Genomic DNA, 21,938 nt, shown 5'->3' with positions numbered 1-21,938 from the left:
AAACATTTTACATTTCTTAAAATTAAATTAATATTAATTTTATTCATTTATTTCTTTTTTTATAAAAATAATTGTATTATGTAGTATATTAAAGTATTTTCTATAGGAGAATATATGAAAAAAGAAGATTTAAAATATAGCTACAACTTTTTATTAGAGTACAAAAAAGCTATAGATGAAAGCTCTATAGTCTCTAAAACAGATAAAAATGGTCTCATCACCTTTGTAAATAAAAAATTTTGTGAAGTTTCAGGTTATGAGGAGCATGAGCTATTAGGCAAAAACCATAGCATAATAAGACATCCTAGTATGACACAAGAGTTTTTTAATAAGCTTTGGAAAACTATACTAAATGAAGGTATTTTTAAAGGCGTAATTGTAAATAAAAAAAAGAATGGATTAGTCTATTATGTAGATACAACTATTATTCCTATTTTAGATGAAAATAAAAATATAAATGAGTTTATTGCAATAAGACATGATATTACAAAAGTATATGAGCAAAAAAAACTTATAGAAGAACAATTTATAGATGAATTAACTCTATTACCAAATAGACAAAAACTTTTAAAAGATTTAAAAGATAACAAAATTACAAAAATTGCTATGATAAATATAAATGGTTTTAGAGATATAAATAACTTTTATGGTTTTGAAACAGGAGATTTAGTACTAAAAAAATTTTCACAAATACTTCTTGATAAAATCTCTGCAAATATAGATTTATACAGAGTAGCAAATGATATTTTTGCAATATGTACAAAAAATAAAGATAACCTAGAAGAGATAAGAGATATATGCACAAATATTATTGAAAATGTATCTTTAAATCCAATTTTAATAAATAATAATAGCTTTTATTTAAGTATATCAATTGGTGTTGCTAGAAATTGTAAAGACACTGCTGTTCAAAATAATCTTTTGTCAAAAGCAGAATATGCACTAAGAATGGCTAAAAAACGAGATATTTCAATACTTTTTTTAGATGAAAATATAGAGCTTTACAATAAATTAAAAGATAATAAAAAGTTAATTGAAGAGTTAAAAAGTTCTCTTATTTCAAATAATCTTTTAATATATGGTCAAAAAATAATTAATAATATTTCAAAAAAAGAGAAATATGAGGTACTAATGAGAATTAAACTAGAAGATGGTTCAATTTTAACACCTTATAGTTTTCTAAAAGAGGCAAAAAAAGCGAAGATATATCTTGGAATGACAAGAATACTTGTAAAAAAAGCTTGTGAATATTTCAAAGGTAAAGATATTGATTTTAGCTTAAATTTAACTCTTGAAGATATTAAAGACCAATACACTATGGATTTTATTGTTAATGCAATGGAAAAAACAAATACTGCAAAACAGATAACTTTTGAGATAGTTGAAAGTGAAGGAATTGAAAGTTTTGCTGAGGTATCAAATTTTATAAAAAAAGCAAAAAAACTTGGTTGTAAGATTGCTATTGATGATTTTGGTACTGGATACTCAAATTTTGAGTATATAATAAAATTAGATGTTGATTATATAAAAATAGATGGTTCTTTAATAAAAAATATAAATACAGATAACAATCTATATCTTACTGTTCAAACTATTGTTGGTTTTGCAAAAGCTCTTAATATAAAAACAGTAGCAGAGTTTGTACACAGTGAAGATGTTTTAAATTGTGTAAAAAATCTAGATATAGATTACTCTCAAGGTTTTTTTATTGATGAGCCAAAAGAGTTAATTTTATAACACTAACTATTAACAAACTTTATATATAATAGTCACTTTAAATTTTTAAAGGCAAATTATGAGTGATACAATAAAAATATTTAATGCAAAAGAGAATAATCTAAAAAATATAAACTTAGAAATACCAAAAAATAAGCTAATAGTTTTTACAGGGCTTAGTGGTAGTGGTAAATCTACACTAGCTTTTGATACACTTTATGCAGAAGGACAAAGAAGATATATTGAATCTTTATCTTCTTATGCTAGACAGTTTTTGGATAAAGTTGGAAAGCCTGATGTTGAAAGAATTGAAGGATTAACTCCAGCAATTGCAATAGACCAAAAAACAACTTCAAAAAATCCAAGATCAACTGTAGGAACTATAACTGAGGTATATGACTACTTTAGACTTTTATATGCAAGAATTGGGGAACAACATTGTCATCAATGTAATAAACCAATTTCACAAATGAGTGCTACTGATGTAATAAATCAGGTGTTATCTTTACCAAATGAAGCGAAACTTATAATATTAGCACCTTTAATAAATAGAAAAAAAGGAAGCTTTACTGATTTACTTGAAACTCTTCGAGCAAAAGGTTATGTAAGAGCTATGATAGATGGAGTAATGGTAAGACTTGATGAAGATATTGAGTTAGAAAAAACAAAAATGCATACAATCAAAGTTGTAATAGATAGAGTTACAGCAAATGAAACAAATAGAGATAGAATTGCTCAAGATGTTGAAAAAGGTCTAAAAGAGAGCTTTGGGGAGCTTGAAATTGAGATAATAAACCATGAAGAGCTGAGAGTTGAAAAAAACATTCACTACTCAGAGCATATGGCTTGTTTTGATTGTAAAATTTCATTTGAACCACTTGAACCAATATCTTTCTCTTTTAATTCACCAAAAGGTGCTTGTAGCTCTTGTGATGGTTTGGGAATAAGATATGCACTTGATATGAAAAAAGTTATTGATGAAGATTTAGCTATTGAAGATGGTGCAATAAAGATAATATATGGTTTTAACAAAGGGTTCTATTTTAAAATGCTAATAGCTTTTTGTGAACAATCTCAAATAAATATAAAAACTCCTTTTAGAGAGTTAGAAGAACATCAAAAAAAATCTATTTTGCATGGAACTGTTGATGAGGTAAAATTCTTTTGGAAAAAACACAAACTAACAAGAAAATGGGATGGTGTTGTAAAATTAGCATATGATATGATAAAAGATGAAAAAGAGATGGCTGAATTTATGACAGAAAAGAGATGTGACTCTTGCAATGGAAATAGACTAAAACCAGCTAGCCAAACTGTATATGTAGCTAAAAAAACTATTCCTGAAATTTTAAATATTCCAATAGAAGAAGCTCATAGTTTTTTTCAAGATGAAAACAATTTTTCATATTTAAGTGAACAAAATAAGATGATTGCAGCTCCTATTTTGAAAGAGATAAAAGAGAGAATTTTCTTTTTATATGATGTTGGTTTAGGATATATTACTTTAGGAAGAGATGCAAGAACAATAAGTGGTGGAGAAGCCCAAAGAATAAGAGTTGCTTCACAAATTGGAAGTGGTTTAACTGGGGTTATGTATGTACTAGATGAGCCATCTATTGGACTTCATGAAAGAGATACTAGTAAGCTAATAAAGACATTAAGAGCGCTACAAGAAAAAGGGAATACTGTAATTGTAGTTGAACATGACAAAGAGACTATACAGTCTGCTGATTTTATTGTTGATATTGGACCAAATGCAGGAAAATTTGGTGGAGAAGTAGTATTTGCTGGAACTTTAGAAAAAATGAAAAAAGCAAAAACTCTAACTGCTTTATATGTCACAGAAGCAAAAAAAGTTGAATATCCTCATAATAGAAAACAAGAAGATTATATTGAAATAAAAAATGTAAATATAAACAATATAAAAAATCTAGATGTAAAACTTCCTCTTAGAAACCTAGTAAGTATTACAGGAGTTAGTGGAAGTGGTAAATCTTCACTTATTCTTCAAACACTACTTCCTGTTGCTCAAGAGCTTTTAAATCGTGCTAGAAAAGTAAAAAAAGTTGATGGAGTAGAAATAGATGGTTTGGAAAAACTTGATAAAGTTATATATCTTGACCAAAGCCCAATAGGTCGTACTCCGAGAAGTAATCCAGCAACTTACACAGGACTTATGGACGAAATAAGGGACCTTTTTAGTAAAACAAAAGAAGCTAGTCTTAGAGGGTATAAGATTGGACGGTTTTCATTTAATGTAAAAGGTGGAAGATGTGAAAAATGTCAAGGTGAAGGTGAAATTAAAATCGAAATGCACTTTTTACCAGACATTATGGTTAAGTGTGATGTTTGTAATGGAGATAGATACAATGCTCAAACTCTTGAAATAGTTTATAGAGGAAAAAATATATCTGAAGTTCTAAATATGAGTGTAGATGAAGCTTTAGAGTTTTTTGCTAAGGTGCCAAAACTAAAAGCAAAACTTCAAACTCTAAGCGATGTAGGACTTGGATATATCACTTTAGGACAAAATGCTGTAACTTTAAGTGGTGGAGAAGCACAAAGAATAAAATTAAGTAAAGAGTTAAGTAAGAAAGATACAGGAAATACTTTATATATTTTAGATGAACCTACAACTGGACTTCACTTTGCAGATGTTGATAGACTTACAAAAGTTCTACATCATTTAGTTGAACTTGGAAACTCAGTACTTGTAATAGAACATAATCTTGATGTTATAAAAAACTCTGATTTTGTAATAGACATTGGTCCTGAAGGTGGAGATAAAGGTGGGAAAATTGTAGATATGGGAACACCTGAATTTTTAGCACAAAATCATAAAAATAGTGGCTCATATACAGGTTACTATTTGGATAAAGAGATAAATAAGTAGTCTTTTTTTATTAAACAAAAAGCACATAAAAAGAGATATTTTGATAGGATAATAAAACACAATTTATGAAGGAAAATAATGAAATTTAAAGTATTTGTAGATGGACAACACGGAACAACTGGATTAAAAATTCACGAATTATTAGAACAAAGAGATGAGATAGAGCTTTTAGAAATAGATGAAAAAGATAAAAAAAATATAGAAAAAAGAAAAGAGCTTTTAAATAGTGCTGATTTAGTATTTTTATGCCTTCCTGATGATGCGGCAATTGAGTCTGTAAGTTTAATCGAAAATGAAAATGTAAAGGTAATAGACGCAAGTACAGCGCACAGAACAAATCCATCTTGGGTTTATGGTATTCCTGAGCTTACAAGCAAACAAAGAGATAAAATTAAAAATTCAAAAAGAGTTTGTGTACCTGGTTGCCATGCAAGTGGACTAATAATCTCTATGAAACCTCTTTTTAGAGAAAAAATTTTAGGAAAAAATCATAAACTTATTTGCCACTCAATAACTGGATATAGTGGCGGTGGAAGTTCAATGATAAATGATTATGAAAATGGTGATTTTGAAATTTTTGGAGCTCAAAGACCATATTCTTTAGGTTTAAATCATAAGCATTTACCTGAAATGAAATATGTTTTAAAAACAAACAAAGCCCCTATTTTTACACCAAGTGTTGGTAATTTTAAGCAAGGTATGCTTGTAATGTCATACATTGAAAAAAAGAGCATGAAAAAATCAAAAAATCGTGAAGAGCTTATAAAAGTTTATAAAGATTATTATGCTGATGAGCTTTTTATCAAAATAATTGAAAACAATGACGAATATCTAGAAAATGGTTTTTTAAATCCAATGAGATGTAACAATACAAATAGCATAGAAGTATCAATTTATGAAAACAAAACAGATTTAGTAATAATCTCAAGACTTGATAATCTAGGAAAAGGTGCAAGTGGAGCAGCTATTCAGTGTATGAATATCATGCTAGGACTTGAAGAGAGAAAAGGTTTGGAGATAAAACTATAATTATAACTCACCTTTAAATGCTTGGTCTAAAATAGATGCTTTTAGCTCTTTTAGGCTTTGCATTTTCTCTTTTTGGATTTGTTTTATTTTTTCCATTTTATTTGAAATTTCATCTAGGTATGAAACTACTTTTTGTTGGGTTTTTAGGGGTGGGACAACCATATTAATTTGAAGTAAATGTGTTTTTGCTAAAGATGGTAAAGTTGTTGATTTATTCAAATCTAAAAAATTAAAGTATTTTGTAAAATAAAATAAAAATATAGGTATTAGGAAATTTCTATTTGCTTCAATACCAAATGCAGTATCAATATTCCAAAACTTCTCTTTTATAAAAATTGGACTGTTATGTGTAGTGCATAGCACCACTTATTCCATCATCTCTTCTTAGGATGTCTGTTATTCTGTTTATTTTGCTTTCCAAATTTGCTTTCCTTTTTTTAGTGGGTGAATTTTAATATTTATATGTAAAAATTTTGCTGTTTTTTTGACATAACAAAAGTTATATGTAAAGATTTTGCGATTTTATTTACATATATTTTGAGCTATGGGTAAATTTCTTTATTTTTTCAACATAGGTTCGTAACTATGAGTAAATTTTTATCTTTTTTACACATAGTTATTAAAGTATGAGCAAATTTGTATGAATTTTACCTATATCCCTTTTCTTAACAAATCAAAAAGCTCTATATTTATAAAATATTTACTATTTTTAATTTGTATGTTTTCTAATATTCCTCTACTTTCAAGTTCACTTAAATATTTTGATGCTGTTTTTCTTGTGATATGTAACCTATCAACTAAAAATTCTATCTTTGTGTATGGGTGCATAAAAAGTATCTCTACTAAATCTTTACTATAAATTTTTGGCAACTCCTCAGATATTTTATCTTGTGTTTTTATCATCAAATCACTTATATTATTTATAAGCTCTATTGTTTCAAGTGAAGTTTGCTCAACTGCATCAAGCATATATAAAATCCACTCTTCCCATTTATCTTCTGTTCTAACTTCTTGTAAAAGCCTATAATAATCAGCTTTATGAGTAATAATATAACGACTTAGATAAAGTACGGGAATATCAAGTAAATCTTTGAGTATCAAATACAAAATATTTATAATTCTTCTCGTTCGCCCATTTCCATCATAAAAAGGATGGATTTATTCAAATTGATGATGAATTATTGCCATATTTACAAGTGGGTCGAGTTCATTTGGCTCATTGATATAATTTTCAAGATTTGTCAAAAGTTCTTGTATAGTTTCATAGTCTTGTGGTGGAATATAAATCACTTCGCCTGTCAAAGCATTTTTTAGATTTGTTCCTGCTTGTTTTCGTACCCCTGCATCATTTTGTTCTAAAACAGCTTGAATCTCTACAATATGTTTTTTAAGAAGTAGTTTTGTATCTTTTACAAGCGAAAAACCTCTTAAAAGTGCTTCTTTGTAGTTTTACACCTCTTTTGCTTCATTTGTTACACTTTCTATATCAAGATTTGCTCTGTAAAGTTCATCGTGAGTTGTGATAATATTTTCAATAGCACTACTATCTTTTGCTTCTTGTAATACCAAAGAGTTTATTAAAATAGAACTATTTGGAATAATTCTTGCAACACCGTTTAAATTTGCTAAAGCTCTATTTGCTGATATTGCTTTTTTTAGAACTTTTTGGGTTTCGATTTCTAGTTGTAATGGTAAGTTAAATAATTGTTGTTTCATTTAATTATTTCCCATAACCAATTCGAAAATAAATTGATAAATGTTGAAAAGATAAAAGTTACTAACACTGAAAACAATGGATATTTTGAAATAAAATTTTCAACTTTTTTAATAAAAGGTTTATCTATTTTTAAAAGTTCTCTTTGAATATCCTCTAAAAAATTCTTTGGTATAGATTTTTTACTTATTTTTCCTTTGCATTCATCACAAATAATAGCCTTTTCAGTATTATAAACAATATGTTTTTTATCTCCATTTAAATCAAATAGACAACCACGAGTATCATTATGAATAAATGTTTTAACTTCATTATTATCTGTTAAATTTTTCACTATCTTATAAAATATAAAAATTTCATATACATTTTTAATTATAAAATTTTCAATCGATATTTTCTTTTCACTTAAGATACTTTCTAATTCAAAAATAGAAATACAAACTTTATTATTCCCTACTCTGTGCATATAAAAATTATCATCAAACCCATAATTCATTATTGCAATACATAAGCCATCAAATTCAATATCATTCATTACTGTTCGAATTTCTGCTTTTGTATATACAATATCTAAATATCCATCATTTTTTTGCGGATTTGGTAAATTATTAATACGCTCAATATCTGAAAAATTAAAAAATTTTGATTTATACTTTTTTATAAAATCAAAGTTTACTACTCTATCAGAATGACCAATTATTATTAACTTTATTTTTATCATATTCATATTCTCTTTCATTTTATTTCAATAGAATTTTTCTTTATATCTTTTTCCAATATTTTCACATCCCCACCACTCAAAATCTTCATTTGATTAATAGCAATTTTATTCAATTTCTCAATTCTTTGACTTTTTGAAAACCCCTCATTGATTAAATGTGCATTTAAAGATTCCATATTTGCAAGACACACAAGTTGATTTACATCTGCCTCATCTCTTATATTCCCTTTTTTATTTTCGTTTTGTTCTCTCCACTCTTTTGCTGTTTGACCAAATAAAGCGACATTGAGTATATCTGCTTCATTGGCATAAACAAAATTTATTTGTTGTGGTGTTAATTCTTTTGGGATAAGATTTTCTTTGATAGCATCGGTGTGGATTTTGTAGTTTAATTTTGTAAGATTTCTTCTTATATCCCAGCCAAGCTTTTTAAACTCCTCATCTTTAAGTCTTTGAAACTCTTTGATAAGATAGATTTTAAACTCCGCACTTATCCACATCCCAAATTCAAAAGCAATATCTTTATGGGCATAAGTTCCACCATATCGACCAGTTTTAGCAACAAGTCCAATTGCATTTGTTTTTTCACTCCACTCTTTTACGCTTAGTTTATAACTATTAAGTCCTGCTTGAGATTTAATTATGGCGAATTCGCCATAATTAAAATTTGGGTTATGAATCTTCTCCCAAATTCCAAGATATTCAATAGTATTTCTATTTCTAAGCCAATCAGAAATAAAAAAATCTCCATCTTTTGCTTTGAGCATATCTGTAAGAGAGATATAATCTTCATTTTCTACTGTTAAAATAGTAATTTCTTTTTCTTGAACTATTATCTTTGCCATCAGTTTTTTCCTCTCATACTTCTACTTATCTATAAATCTCTTTTTGAAGTTCAAAATACTCATCTCTTATTTTAAAATCACCAAATGAAGCCATTAAATCTTTTTTATCAAATCCACTTTGCTCTATTAGTGTTGAGAGTTTATTCTCCTCTAGCTCTTTGAAACCATATTTTCTATACTTTTGTAGGATAAACTCTATAAAATCTTTTGCTTTTTCATTTTGGTATTTTTCTATAAATTTAGAGTTTAAAGCAGCTATTGCTCTTTCATCTCTTGTTTTTATATTGTGATTAAAAGACAAATGAGCCAAAACATCATAAATATCACTATTTTTTGCTTCAAAAATATCTTTTAAATCTTCAAGTTGAGACTCATCTATATTCATATCTTTTAGTTTTTCTAATAGCTCTTTTCTATTTTTTGGATTACTCCAAATATCTCTTAGTGTTTGCTCATCATTATAAAATCTTCCCAAAACACCTATTAAAAGCTCAAGATATTCAGAACTTCTCAAAGGCTTACCATCTACTCCTACATAAGTTGTCTCTATATTTATTACTTTTAGTTTTTTACCTTTTATATCTATTATTACTTGCTCTTTTTTTGCTTTTTCCTCTTTTGTTTTTGCTTCAAATTCATCATCATTTAAAGAGTTTTCTTTTTTATTTTGTTTTTCTTCATCTGTTTGATTTTCTTCATTAATCTCATCATCTTCAATATCTTCTATCTTTGTTGTTTTTATATCAACACTCAAAGGGTCATCATCCCAAGCTTTATCATAAAATAGATTTGTAGCTCCTACAAAATCTATAATCGTAAAAAAATCTTTTCCTTCATAAGTTCTTGTTCCTCTTCCAATTATCTGTTTGAACTCTGTCATAGAAGAAATTGGTGCAGTTAAAACTATATTTCTGACATTTTTTGCATCAACTCCAGTTGTTAGCATTTTTGAGCTTGTAAGAATAGTTGGAATATCCAAATCATTGTTTTGAAACTTCTCCAAAAATTCTCTTCCAATTTCACCCTCATCACTTGTAACTCTTACACAATAGTTGCTATCTTTTATAGTTTTATATCTATCTATTGCTACTTTCATACTACTTGCATGTGCTTGATTTACACAAAAAATAATTGTTTTATCAAAAGGATTTATATTTTCTAAAATTGTTTTTGCTAAAAGCCTTGTTCTTTTTGGAATAATCACACTTTTTTCAAACTCTTGAAGTGTTACTATATTTTTATCCAACTCACCTGTGATTATATCATCAGGATTGAAGTGATACTCATCTATATTTGTTTGAATTCTCTTTACTTTATATGGAGTTAGAAATCCATCATTTATTCCATCTTTTAAAGAGTATTCATAAACTGGCTCTCCAAAGTATTTGTAAGTATCTGCATTGTCATCTCTTTTTGGAGTTGCTGTAAGTCCCAAATGAGTAGAGTTTGAGAAATGATTTAAAATATCTCTCCAAGAGCTAGTATCATTTGCACTACCTCTGTGACACTCATCTATAATAACTAAGTCAAAAAAGTTAGATGGATACTGTTTGTAGTAAGCTATTACATCATCTTCATTTTCATCTTCACTATTTTCAATAATTCTATTTTTATTTTCAGCAATAGATTGATAAATAGCAAAAAATACATTTCCATTTGTAGGAACTTTCCCACCTCTTCTTTTTATATCTTTTCCATTTATATCTACCAAATCTTTTTCCATGGGATTAAACTCACTCATAGCTTGTAATTTTAATATATTTCTATCTGCAAGAATCAAGATTTTTGGTCTTCTGTTTGTTTTATCTTTATTCCACTTTGCTTGAAATAATCTATATACGATTTGAAAAGCTATATATGTTTTTCCTGTTCCAGTTGCCAAAGTTAAAAGAACTCTATTTTTATCATTTACTATTGCTTCAACTGCTTTTTGAACTGCAATTTGTTGATAAAATCTTGGTTTTTTATTCCCTTCAAAATAAAAATTTTGAGTGATTACTTTCTCTTCTTGCTCTTTTAATTTTCCAAATTTTCTATAAAAAAGCTCTTCTGGAGTTGGATAATCTTCTATAAACTCACCTTTTCCACAAAGGAGTGAGTGTTCATAAATCTTATCTCCATTTGTAGAGTAAACAAAATCGATTTTTAGTTTTTGCGCATAGTTTATAACTTGTTGAAGTCCATCAAGTGGGTCTTTGTTTTGAGCTTTTGCTTCAATAATTGCTAGATTCGTATTTTTGTAAGTTAGAAGATAATCTACAAAATATCTCTTTCCTCTTTTTCCACCTATTAATTTTCTACCATCTGTAAAATAGTATTCTCTACTAATAAGATTATTAGTCCAAGAACTTTGATAAAGTTTTGGGTCAATAATATTAACTCTTGTGTCTGTTTCTGTCATACCCAAAAAGTTCCCCTACTCTAATTTACTTGCTATTTTATATATAAATTTCAAATATAGCTATCGATTCTATCTAAACTGGTATGAAAAATGTATTAAAAATAAATATATAAACCCTACTAATAAATTAAAAAAAATTATCTATATTATTTATCATTATTCGCTCTTTTAAACTCCATAATAGACCTATTTCTTGAATAGTTAATACCTACAATTTGCCTTGGATAATTTAGAAAAATATCTTCTTGAACACCATTTTCTGTATGTATAACTTTTGGTGAAATATCTTTTAAATCTTTTAAAACAGTTTTTATAAAAATCGCATCTTTATCAAACTTTTTTGATTGTAAATATGGATTAAAAACTCTAAAATAAGGTACTGAATCAACTCCAGTACTAGCAGCCCACTGCCAAGAACCTATATTTGAACTTGCTTCATAATCCAAAAGTTTCAAAGCAAAATACTCTTCACCTTTTCTCCAATCTATTAATAAATTTTTTGTCAAATATGAAGATACAACCATTCTTAAACGATTATGCATAAGTCCTGTTTGATTTAAATATCTCATACTAGCATCTATTATAGGAACTCCTGTATTTCCTTCGCACCAATTTTTAAAATCATCTTCACTTTGATTCCAATTTATTTTAATTGCATTTAGATTTTCAAATTGTGATTTTGGAAAATGGTATAAAATATAGTTGTAAAATTCTCTCCAAAATAGTTCTCTTATAAAAAAATCTATCTCTTTTTTTGGTGCATTTAACTTTTTTATTTTATTAAATAGTGTTCTAGCAGAAATAAGACCAAATCTTAAATGAACACTTAAATTTGAGCCAGCATCTAAATAAAAATAGTCCCTATTTTCTTGATAATTTTGGATTTTTATTGAAAAAATTTCTATTAAATCGTCTGCACTTTTATATAAAAAATCTGGTAAATCTTGCTTTTCAAATCCTAAATCATTTAAAGTAGGAATAAAACTATAATCAAACTTTGATTTTTTTAAATTTTTAGAAATTTCAAACTCTTTTATATTGTTTGAACTATGCAAAAATTCCAAAGAGTTATAAAAAGCTGTAAATACCTTGTATGGTGTTTTATCAGCTTTTAATACATCATTTGGATAAATCAAAAAAGAGTCCGAATATCTTTTTATTGGCAATATTTTCTCGCACTCTTCATCTCTTGTTTTTGCATAAATATCAAAATCTATTGAAGTTAAAACCTCATCAAACCCTTGATTTTTTAAATCAATAAAAACATCTTTGGGATTTGCATAAAAGATTGCTAAATCAAGTCCTATTTTTTGTAAATTATTTTTTAATTCCAAAACACTTTTATATATAAAAGTTACTCTTTTATCATCTTTGGGAAGTTTATTTAATATATTTTTATCAAAAATAAAGATAGGTAGAACTTCATCTTTAGCATTTGCTAAAATTTCACTATCAAATACTCTTAAATCTCTTCTAAACCATAAAACTTGCTTCATTGTGCTAAATTTTTTAAAGTTTCATCTATATTTTTGTATTTAAAATTAAATCCTAATTCAAGTAATCTTTTAGGAATTGCACTTTGTCCATCACTTAAAACTTTTGCACCCTCACTAAATATTAGTTTTAAAACAAACTCTGGAATAGGAAAAATTGTTGGTCTATTTAAAACTCTTCCTAATGTCTTTGTAAACTCTAAATTTGTTGTAGGAGTTGGAGCCGTACAATTAAATACTCCATCAAACTCTTTTTCTATTACAAAGCTATAAACTTGTATCAAATCTTCTATATGAATATATGAAAAGTGTTGTTTCCCACTTCCTATAATTCCACCAAGACCTAGTTTAAAAGGAGTTATCATCTTTTGAAATGCTCCACCATTTTTTCCTAAAACTATTCCAAATCTAAAAATAGCAACTTTTGTACTCTCACTTTTTGCTTTTTGTGCCTCTTTTTCCCAATTTTGACAAAGAGTTGATAAAAAGTCATTTGAGAAAGATCCATTTTCATCATATTTAGCTTTGTTATCATAAATTCCAACAGCTGAAGTTGAGATAAAAAGTTTATCTTTCTTTTCAACTCTATTTAGAGATTCTACAAGTTTTTTTGTAGTATCAAGTCTGCTTGAAATCAAAAGTTTTTTATAACTTTCACTCCATCTATTTATTATATTTGCACCACTTAGATTTATAACAACATCACTAGAGTTTATAAGTTCATCTAGTTTTAAAGAGTTATTTAAAATATCTCTTTTTATTTGAACTACCTTATAGTTTTGTTTTGAGAAAAAATCTGTCAAACTTTGTCCAACAAACCCACTAGCACCAGAAATTGCAATAGTTTTCATATTTTATCCTTGTATAATTATTTTTACTGAAATCTTGTCGTTTTATAACTTACTTTTAATTTATGTTTTGTAGCTCTTCCTTGAACTCTTTTTCTCCACATCTTAAAACTACTTCTTTTTAAAAGTTCTCTCATCATATTTTTAACTTCATTTTCAGTAAAACCATAAAGCTCTTTTATAATATCAAAAGAGACTCTATCTTGCCATGCCATTTCAACTAATCTATTTTTGTCACTTTCAGTAAAAATCAAATTAGTTTTTTTAAGACCCTTCTTTTTATTTATATTAAACTCTCTAGCACTATCTTTTTGAAAATACATAAATTACTCCTGTATTGTATAAATAAGTTTTGACTTATCAAATCCCATATTTGTAATTTTTTCTAACAATTTGTTTAATACCTCATCACTAATAGTTTTCTCTCTAGATAGTATCCATAAGTACTCTTTAGATGGAGTTCCAATAATTGCATACTTATAATCTTTATCTAAATCTAAAATCCAATAATCTCCATAAAATGGTCTAAAAAAACTAACTTTTAATTTACTATTTGTATCATCAACATTATATGCAACTGCCTTTGCTTCTTTAAACTCATTTGTACTCATTTTTGTACAACTATTTATAACTTGGATTTTTTTATCATCTCTTAAAGAGTAATTTGCTTTTACATTTTTACAATCTTTTTGAAACTTATGCTCATATCTAGCAATCTCATACCAATCTCCAAGATATTTTTGTAAATCAACTTTTTTTACAGTTTGTAAATCTGTCTCTTGTTTCGTACTACAAGATACAAAAAGCATAGACAATAAAGCTACACAACAAAAACTAAATACTTTTTTCATGATTTTTCCTTATTTTAATTTTAAATCTTCATACATAGATTTCAAAGCTACTATAAAATTATAATTACTATTTAAAGCTTTTGCAACCCTATAATCTTTTATACCATGCTCTCTTGCTAATTCTCCATATTCTATCACTAATTCTCCTAAAGTTTCTGAATTATCAACTGTAAAAGATATAGGATAAATAATAACCTTTTCACCTAACTCTTTAATCTTATCTTCCATATATGGTTGTAACCATTTCATAGGACCTACTCTTGACTGATAAGCAACATCTATTTTTTTGAAATTTATATTTTCTCTTTTTAACTCATCTTTTACAAATTCAACATTTGCCAAAATATGTTTTTGATATAAATCGCCTTTATCTATAACTCTTTGAGTCAATCCATGAGCTGAAAAAACTAATTCAAACTCTTCTGCGCTATCATCTTTTAAAGTCTCTTTAATTCTATCAACTATTGCTTTGTTATAAAATATATTATCATAGTAATAATCAATAGTTTTTATTTTATTCTCAATTTTAAAACTCTTAGCACAAGATATAAAATCTTCAACAGAAGATAAAGTTGTAGTTCTTGAATAATGTGGATACATAGGTATTGCATAAATCTCATCATAATCTTTTACTTTTTCAATAACATCTTTTGCAAAAGGAGATGTATATCTCATCTCATAAAAAACATCTGCATCTACAACTTTTTGTAATCTTCTAACTAATCTTTTTGTATATCCAACTATTGGAGAAACTCCACCTAATTGTCTATAATTCTCTTTTGCTACATTTAATCTTTTATATATGATTAATTTTGCTATTAAAGCTCTAATAGGTTGAGGAGCTCCTATAATATATTTATCATTAAACATATTTTTTAAAAATACTTTAACTTCATCAAGGTTATTTGGTCCACCCATATTCATTAAAACTATTGCTCTTTTCAAAATTTTTCCTAATTTTTATTGAAATTTATAATATATAAAAGATTTTTTGTAGCTATTTTTTGTTAGTTAATCTTTTATTTAAAAAATCAGGAATAAATTAACACATAAAGAGTACAAACAAACAGTTAAAATAAATAAAATCAATTTATGAAAATATTTATACTTTACCCAAATCAACTATTTAAAAATATATCAAAATTTTTAGATAAAAAAGTGCTTTTGATAGAAGAACCACTATTCTTTACTCAATATGATTTCCATATTCAAAAGCTTGTTTTACATAGAGCATCTATGAAGTTTTATGAAAACTATTTAAAACAAAAAAATATCCTAGTAGAGTATTTTGAAAATGAGAGTTATCTTGAACTTTATAAAAACGAAGAGATTTTTGTATATGAACTTTTTGATAACTATTTAGAAAAAAAAGTTTATAAAAACTTTTTTAATATTACTACAATTAAAAATCCAAACTTTATAAATCCAAAAGACAAAAACAAGTTTTTACATAAATTTTATATAAATAGAAGAAAAGAGTTAAATATCTTTATGCAAAATGGTAAACCACTTTTCGATAAATATAGCTTTGATGAGGATAATAGAAGAAAACTTCCAAAAGATATTAAAATTCCCCCTACTTTAGCTTTTGAAAATGAGTTTGTAAAAGAGGCTTTGATTTACTGCAAAAAATTTAAGAGTGTTGGAATTTGTGAAAACTTTTATTATCCTACAACTTTTGAAGAAGCCTCTTTGCAACTAAACTACTTTTTAAAAGAGAAATTTGAGAATTTTGGCTTTTATCAAGATGCAATTACAAAAGATACAAATCAATCTTTTTTATTTCACTCAAATATCTCTAGTAGTTTGAATATTGGTTTGATTGATTTAAATGAACTTATAATTAAAATTGTAAATTTTGAAGCACCTTACAATGCAAAAGAAGGTTTTATAAGACAAATTATTGCTTGGCGTGAGTTTATGCTAAGAGTTTATGAAGATGATGGAGTAATTTTACGAAATTCAAACTTTTTTAAGTTTTCAAATCCTATGCCAAAAAAAATACTTGAAGCTAAAAGTGGAATACAAATCCTTGATGATACAATCAAAAAACTTGAACTCACAGCTTATAATCACCATATAGAAAGACTTATGATTTTAGGAAATATTTTTTTACTACTTGAAATTAAACCAAATGAGGTTTACGAGTTTTTTATGAAAAACTACATTGATGCTTATGATTGGGTGATGGTTGGAAATGTTTATGGAATGAGTTGTTTTAGTGATGGTGGAAGTATAACTACAAAACCATATATATCAAGTTCAAACTATTTATTAAAAATGAGTGATTATAGTAAAAATGAGAGTTGGTGTGAAATTTTAGATGCACTTTACTGGAGATTTTTATATAAATACTCTTTTAAGTTTGATAAAAATCCACGAATGAAGATGCAAATAGCACTTTTAAATAAAATGCCAAAAGAGAAGTTAGAAAATCATCTTTTAGTTGCGAAAAAGTTTATAGATGAAATTTTTATTGCAAATTGACATATTTTTGGAAGAAAAAATTTATTTAAAGTAAAATTACAAAATGAAAAATGATATTTATGAAAAAATGGAAATTCTTAGCAATAGTGCAAAATATGATGTATCTTGCAGTTCAAGTGGAGTTGAAACTTCATACAAAAAAGGAGAGTTAGGAGCTACTCACACAAGTGGAATTTGCCATACTTTTACACCTGATGGAAGATGTGTATCGCTTTTGAAAGTATTACTTACAAATATTTGTATTTATGATTGTGCATATTGTATAAATCGTGTTTCAAATGATATTCCAAGAGCTGTTTTTTCTCCAAGAGAACTAGCAGACATCACAATCAATTTTTACAAAAGAAACTATATAGAAGGTCTATTTTTAAGCTCTGGAATCGTAAAAAACGAAGACCATACTATGACTTTGATTTTAAAAGCTTTGAAAATTTTGCGATATGAGTATAAATTTAATGGTTACATTCACATAAAATTAATTCCAGGTTGCTCTATGGAGTTGGTTGAGCAGATTGTAAAACTAGCAAATAGAGTAAGTTCAAATATAGAGCTTCCAAGTGATAAATCTTTAAAACTTTTAGCTCCTAATAAAACAAAAGAGAAAGTTTTACAACCACTAAAATTTGCACGAGATTTAAGTTTGGCAAAGGAGCAAAAACCAATAGGAATGAGCACTCAACTAATAGTTGGAGCAACACCTGAAAGTGATAGAGATATACTTAAACTTAGCTCTGCACTTTATGATAAAGCTTTATTAAAAAGAGTTTATTATAGTGCTTATATACCTGTAAACAATGACAAAAATCTTCCTTCAGTTGTTACAAAACCACCACTTTTAAGAGAGCATAGACTTTATCAAGCAGATTGGTTACTTAGATTTTATGATTTTTCATGGGATGAGATAGTTACAGATGAGTTTCCAAATTTAGATGAGGAGCTAGACCCAAAAACATTTTGGGCATTAAATAACCTAAAATATTTTCCAATGGAGATAAACACAGCTTCAAAAGAGGAGCTTCTTAGAATCCCAGGAATTGGAGCAAGAGGAGTTATGAAGATTTTAAGTGCTAGAAGATTTAAGAAATTAAGCTTTGATGATCTGAAAAAACTAAAAATATCAATCAAAAAAGCAAAATATTTTATCACTTGCAATAAAGATTTCCAAAGGCAAGTTCCATTTTACAAAGAGAGTCTAAAAATTGCACTTACAAAACCAGAACCAAAAAAATTAGTTCAACCATCACTTTTTGATTATAGCTCAATTACAGGTGAAATATGATTTTAGTTTATGATGGAACTTTTGAGGGATTTTTATCTTTGGTTTATGAGGTTTATTATAAAAAATTAAAACCTATAAAAATATATAAAACTCTTCCAAATGAGATTTTATTTGAAGAGATTTTAGAAATAATTACTTTAAAAGATAGTGCAATAAAAGTTTTAAACGCTATAAAAACAAAATTTCCAAAAGAGATTTTAGAGAAAATTTTAAATATTTTTATGTGTGATTCAAAGGAGTTTGAAATGGCTCTTTTAGAGTATATTATCATTGGTTTTAAAGAATCAAAACAACTATACAATATAAATAACTCTTGTGTGTTTTATATAAACTCTCTTGAAAAAGAGTTATTTAAAAATGTGCATAAAATGACAGGTTTTATAAGGTTTGAAGAGTTAGAAGATAATACTTTGTATGCAAAAATTGAATCAAAATTCAATTTAGTATATTTTTTGGGAAAACACTTCTTAAAAAGATTTAATAATCAAAATTTCATAATCCACGACCTAAATAGAAAACTTGCATTTGTAAAAATCCAAAATGATTTTTCAGTTCAAGAGGTTGCTTTTTTTGATGAACCAAATTACTCAAAAAGTGAAGAAAAATTTCAAAAGCTTTGGAAGAGCTTTTTTAGTAAAGTTACTATAAAGGAAAGAATAAATCCAAAACTTCAAAAACAAATGGTACCGCTTTTATATAGAACTTATATGAGTGAGTTTAAAAATTAATCTATTTAATAAACCAAACTCTTAAAAACCCAAAAGATACTAAAATCAAAGCGATATTTTTTAGATTTTCATCATAAAAAATCAAAAATATTCCAAATAGAATAAATGATAGAGATTTTAAGTGTGAGCCAAAATACTCTTTTAAATCTTTTTTTATAAACTCTAGTTGCTCTTTGTTTACTTGTACTTCAAGCTCACCTTTTGAACTTTTTTCAACCATCTGTTTTAAATTTTTTATAAATTTTGGAAATGACTCTAACTCATCTAAAACAATTTGAGAAATTGTAGTTTTTATACCCAAAGCTTTTGGAAGATTATCTTTTAAAATTGGCAAAATATCTTTTACACCATTAAAATTTTCTATATAAGTTGTTCCTAAACCCTCTATTATTGCACTAACTCTTAAAATATAAACAGCATCACTTGGAAGTTTAAATGGCAAATCTCTTGTACTTTCTAAAACTTCAAATGCTAATTTTTGCATAGATTCACTAGATAAATTATCATTTGAGAAAATATCAAACATCTTTTGACTAAACTCTACCATCAAAGATTCTGGTGCCTCATAACTAATAGTTCCAAGTTTTTTGTTTGCTCTTACAAAAGTTTCAAAATCACCTCTATTTGCACCATCAATTAGCTCAATTATAGCAACTCTTGAGTCGTTTGGTATATTTTTTACCATTCCAAAATCAAGTAAAATCAAATCTCCATTTGTATTTACAAGCAAGTTTCCAGGGTGTGGATCGGCATGAAAATATCCATTTATTAGCATCTGCTCTGTATAGAAGTTTACAAGTTTTGAGATAATTTGTTTAAAATCAATATCATATTTTTCTAAAGATTTTTTATCATCAAATCTAAATCCATCCATAAAACTCATAACTATGGCACTATTTGAGCAAAACTCTTCATAAGGTTGTGGAAACAAAACTTCACTATTTTCATAAATACTAGAAAACTTTTTTAAATTTTCAAGCTCTATTGATAGATTTGTCTCATCTTTTATCATACTTGAAAACTCATTTATCACGGCATCTATTGAGTTTTTTGTGTAATATGAAAAAAGTGGTCTAAAAAGTTTGTTAAAGAAGTTTAATATTTTTATATCAACTCTTACTTGTTTTTCAATATTTTTTCTTCTTAATTTTACAGCAACTTTTGTATCATCTTGCAAATGGGCAATATGAACTTGACCAATTGAAGCACTTGCAATTGGTTCATTTTCAAACTTTTTAAAACACTCTTCTTTAAAAGACTCTTTAAAAACATCTTCAAAATCAGCTTTAGACATTTTTGGAAGTTTATCGTGTAGCTCTTTTAACTCATCTAAATACTCTTTTGAAAAAAAGTCAGATCTAGTTGCTAAAACTTGTGCAAGTTTTATAAAACTAGCTCCCAAATAAAAAATTGTATCTTTTAATTTTTTTGACTTTAATGGTTTAATAAATAAAAAGCTATCTCTTTTTTTAATAAGTAAAAAAAGAGATAGTAAAAATATAAATATTAAATAGACTCTAAAAGGTGAAAAAAGTTTTAAATAGATAAAAAAAGTTTTTATTTTAAATCCTCTTTTAACTTCTCTAAATCAGCTTTTGTAGCAACTCCTAGCTCATCTAAAACCTCTTTAAACATATCTTTTATCTTAGCTTTAATTCGCTCATCTTCATCTTTTCCTTTTTGCTCTAAAGATTCCAAAAAACTCTTTGCATCGCTAGTTTTAATTTTTCCTTTTTCCTCAAGAGTTTTTAACTCCTCTTCAACTCGCTCTTTTAAAAGCAAGGCTCCACCAAGTCCTGTAAATAAAATCTCTTTTAACATAATTAACTCCTTAAAATTTAAGTTTTCTAATTGGCTCCGAAGATGGCTTTGCAAAGTAGTAACCTTGAGCCAATGAAGCACCGTTATCTTTTAAGTATAAATACTCCTCTTTTGTCTCAATTCCTTCTGCTAAAACAACAATATTATTCTCTTTTGCAATATTTACAATTGCTGCAAAAACAGATTGATTTGATTTGTTTTTATCAATATCTTTTATTATTTCTCTATCCACTTTTACAATATCAGGTAGAAGTTGTACAATCATATTTAAAGATGAATAACCACTTCCAACATCATCCAAAGCTACCATAAAACCTTTTGATTTATAAAAATTTAAAATATTTTTTAGATGTTCAATATCTTCTATATTTTCACTTTCAACAACTTCAAATATAATATTTTTTGGATCAAACTCTAAAGAGTTTGCCCATTTTACAGTAGATTGTAAACAGTGATTTGGGTCATATATTGCCGTTGGAATGAAATTTATAAAAACTTTTGCTCTAATATTTTTAATAGCAGCAGTTTTTAAAGAACTCTCTCTACAAGCTCTATCTAAGTAAAAAAGCATATCTCCATCTTTTGCCCAAGTAAAAAGCTTATCTGGATAGACTAAAGTTCCATCTTCATTAACACCTCTTGCAAGAGTTTCATAACCATAAATTTCATTAGTTTTTACATCTAAAATTGGTTGAAAATGTGCTGTTAATCCACCTTTTGAAAGTAAAGATGAAAGCTCTTGAGCTGAAATTTGATTTTTATATTTTTCTAAACTCTTTACATTTTTAATTTGTGAGTAATCAAGTTTTTCATTTTCATTTAAACTAAGAATATAAATAGCTTCTCTTTCATGTTTTTTAAATATATTTTTTGAAAGAATATTACTTAAAAAATCAATCAAAGAATAAGTTTTAACAATTACAGTTAAGCTATCTTCTTTTAAATAATTAATATTGCTATCATCTAAAAAATCTCTAAATTTTTTAGATAACTCGATAACCTCAAAACCAAAAATTAGATTTGACTCACTATCTTTTAATATTGGTAAAGTTTGACACTTTATACAAGATGATGTAGGCATATTTACTCCTCTGTTTTTAAAATTTTAATAT

General features: G+C 26.7%; 18 protein-coding genes and 1 pseudogene. 6 read left to right on the top strand and 13 right to left on the bottom strand.

Translation table 11 applies throughout. From position 1 onward, the window contains the following. Positions 1-114 precede the first annotated feature (114 nt). The 3 genes from ACRYA_RS04515 to argC all read left to right on the top strand — a co-directional run bounded on the left by ACRYA_RS04515 (position 115) and on the right by argC (position 5,638). On the top strand, positions 115-1,737 hold the full coding sequence (locus tag ACRYA_RS04515; protein WP_105917377.1) for an EAL domain-containing protein: 1,623 nt from the start codon (positions 115-117) through the stop codon (positions 1,735-1,737). Between the two features lie 58 nt (positions 1,738-1,795). Then, entirely contained in the window at positions 1,796-4,609 is a 2,814-nt protein-coding gene (gene uvrA, locus ACRYA_RS04510) for an excinuclease ABC subunit UvrA (protein ID WP_105917376.1), read from the top strand. 78 nt (positions 4,610-4,687) lie between these two features. After that, on the top strand, positions 4,688-5,638 hold the full coding sequence (gene argC / locus ACRYA_RS04505; protein WP_105917375.1) for an N-acetyl-gamma-glutamyl-phosphate reductase: 951 nt from the start codon (positions 4,688-4,690) through the stop codon (positions 5,636-5,638). Here argC and ACRYA_RS04500 read toward each other — a convergent pair whose 3' ends face one another. The 10 genes and pseudogenes from ACRYA_RS04500 to hemH form a co-directional block, all read right to left on the bottom strand. Continuing rightward, a complete protein-coding gene (locus tag ACRYA_RS04500; RefSeq protein WP_165786079.1) occupies positions 5,639-6,001 on the bottom strand; it encodes a restriction endonuclease subunit S in 363 nt (120 codons plus the stop codon). Positions 6,002-6,289: 288 nt separating this feature from the next. After that, positions 6,290-7,354: pseudogene (locus tag ACRYA_RS04495) on the bottom strand (Fic family protein). Further along, on the bottom strand, positions 7,351-8,073 hold the full coding sequence (locus ACRYA_RS04490) for a hypothetical protein (protein ID WP_133160981.1): 723 nt from the start codon (positions 8,071-8,073) through the stop codon (positions 7,351-7,353). Before ACRYA_RS04490 ends, ACRYA_RS04495 begins: the two are co-directional and overlap by 4 nt. A gap of 14 nt (positions 8,074-8,087) precedes the next feature. Further along, entirely contained in the window at positions 8,088-8,918 is an 831-nt protein-coding gene (locus ACRYA_RS04485; RefSeq protein WP_105917372.1) for a KilA-N domain-containing protein, read from the bottom strand. A gap of 25 nt (positions 8,919-8,943) precedes the next feature. After that, entirely contained in the window at positions 8,944-11,319 is a 2,376-nt protein-coding gene (gene hsdR, locus ACRYA_RS04480) for an EcoAI/FtnUII family type I restriction enzme subunit R (RefSeq protein WP_207796771.1), read from the bottom strand. Positions 11,320-11,465: 146 nt separating this feature from the next. Further along, positions 11,466-12,815, bottom strand: coding sequence for a cryptochrome/photolyase family protein (locus tag ACRYA_RS04475; RefSeq protein WP_105917370.1), 1,350 nt, complete (start codon positions 12,813-12,815; stop codon positions 11,466-11,468). Further along, entirely contained in the window at positions 12,812-13,663 is an 852-nt protein-coding gene (locus ACRYA_RS04470; RefSeq protein WP_105917369.1) for a TIGR01777 family oxidoreductase, read from the bottom strand. Before ACRYA_RS04470 ends, ACRYA_RS04475 begins: the two co-directional genes overlap by 4 nt. 23 nt (positions 13,664-13,686) lie before the next feature. Further along, a complete protein-coding gene (locus ACRYA_RS04465) occupies positions 13,687-13,983 on the bottom strand; it encodes a TIGR03643 family protein (RefSeq protein WP_105917368.1) in 297 nt (98 codons plus the stop codon). A 3-nt stretch (positions 13,984-13,986) separates the two neighbouring features. After that, positions 13,987-14,511: a lipocalin family protein gene (locus tag ACRYA_RS04460; RefSeq protein ID WP_105917367.1), complete on the bottom strand. Its 525-nt coding sequence runs from the start codon at positions 14,509-14,511 to the stop codon at positions 13,987-13,989. A gap of 9 nt (positions 14,512-14,520) precedes the next feature. After that, the gene (gene hemH / locus ACRYA_RS04455) at positions 14,521-15,456 is read right to left on the bottom strand and encodes a ferrochelatase (protein WP_105917366.1); all 936 of its coding nucleotides are present in this window, start codon (positions 15,454-15,456) and stop codon (positions 14,521-14,523) included. Positions 15,457-15,603: 147 nt separating this feature from the next. On the opposite strand from hemH, the gene ACRYA_RS04450 reads away from it, so the two are divergent. The 3 genes from ACRYA_RS04450 to ACRYA_RS04440 are packed head-to-tail and all read left to right on the top strand — an operon-like array spanning position 15,604 to position 19,005. Further along, positions 15,604-16,998, top strand: a complete 1,395-nt coding sequence (locus ACRYA_RS04450) for a cryptochrome/photolyase family protein (RefSeq protein WP_105917365.1) — start codon at positions 15,604-15,606, stop codon at positions 16,996-16,998. 43 nt (positions 16,999-17,041) lie between these two features. After that, the gene (locus ACRYA_RS04445; protein ID WP_105917364.1) at positions 17,042-18,277 is read left to right on the top strand and encodes a putative DNA modification/repair radical SAM protein; all 1,236 of its coding nucleotides are present in this window, start codon (positions 17,042-17,044) and stop codon (positions 18,275-18,277) included. Next, complete coding sequence (locus ACRYA_RS04440) at positions 18,274-19,005, top strand: TIGR03915 family putative DNA repair protein (protein ID WP_105917363.1); 732 nt, start codon at positions 18,274-18,276, stop codon at positions 19,003-19,005. The genes ACRYA_RS04445 and ACRYA_RS04440 overlap by 4 nt, the downstream gene beginning before the upstream one ends. Position 19,006: 1 nt before the next feature. Here ACRYA_RS04440 and ACRYA_RS04435 read toward each other — a convergent pair whose 3' ends face one another. The 3 genes from ACRYA_RS04435 to ACRYA_RS04425 all read right to left on the bottom strand — a co-directional run bounded on the left by ACRYA_RS04435 (position 19,007) and on the right by ACRYA_RS04425 (position 21,907). Further along, the gene (locus ACRYA_RS04435; RefSeq protein WP_105917487.1) at positions 19,007-20,299 is read right to left on the bottom strand and encodes an ABC1 kinase family protein; all 1,293 of its coding nucleotides are present in this window, start codon (positions 20,297-20,299) and stop codon (positions 19,007-19,009) included. A gap of 263 nt (positions 20,300-20,562) precedes the next feature. Next, entirely contained in the window at positions 20,563-20,826 is a 264-nt protein-coding gene (locus ACRYA_RS04430) for a hypothetical protein (protein ID WP_066168903.1), read from the bottom strand. 10 nt (positions 20,827-20,836) lie between these two features. Further along, positions 20,837-21,907: an EAL domain-containing protein gene (locus tag ACRYA_RS04425; protein WP_105917362.1), complete on the bottom strand. Its 1,071-nt coding sequence runs from the start codon at positions 21,905-21,907 to the stop codon at positions 20,837-20,839. Between the last annotated feature and the right edge of the window lie 31 nt (positions 21,908-21,938).

This window comes from Aliarcobacter cryaerophilus ATCC 43158 (assembly GCF_003660105.1).
In the GTDB taxonomy this organism is placed as follows: Bacteria; Campylobacterota; Campylobacteria; order Campylobacterales; family Arcobacteraceae; genus Aliarcobacter; species Aliarcobacter cryaerophilus.
Note: the sequence above shows the minus strand (reverse complement) of the source record. Positions and strands in the feature narration are given on the sequence as shown.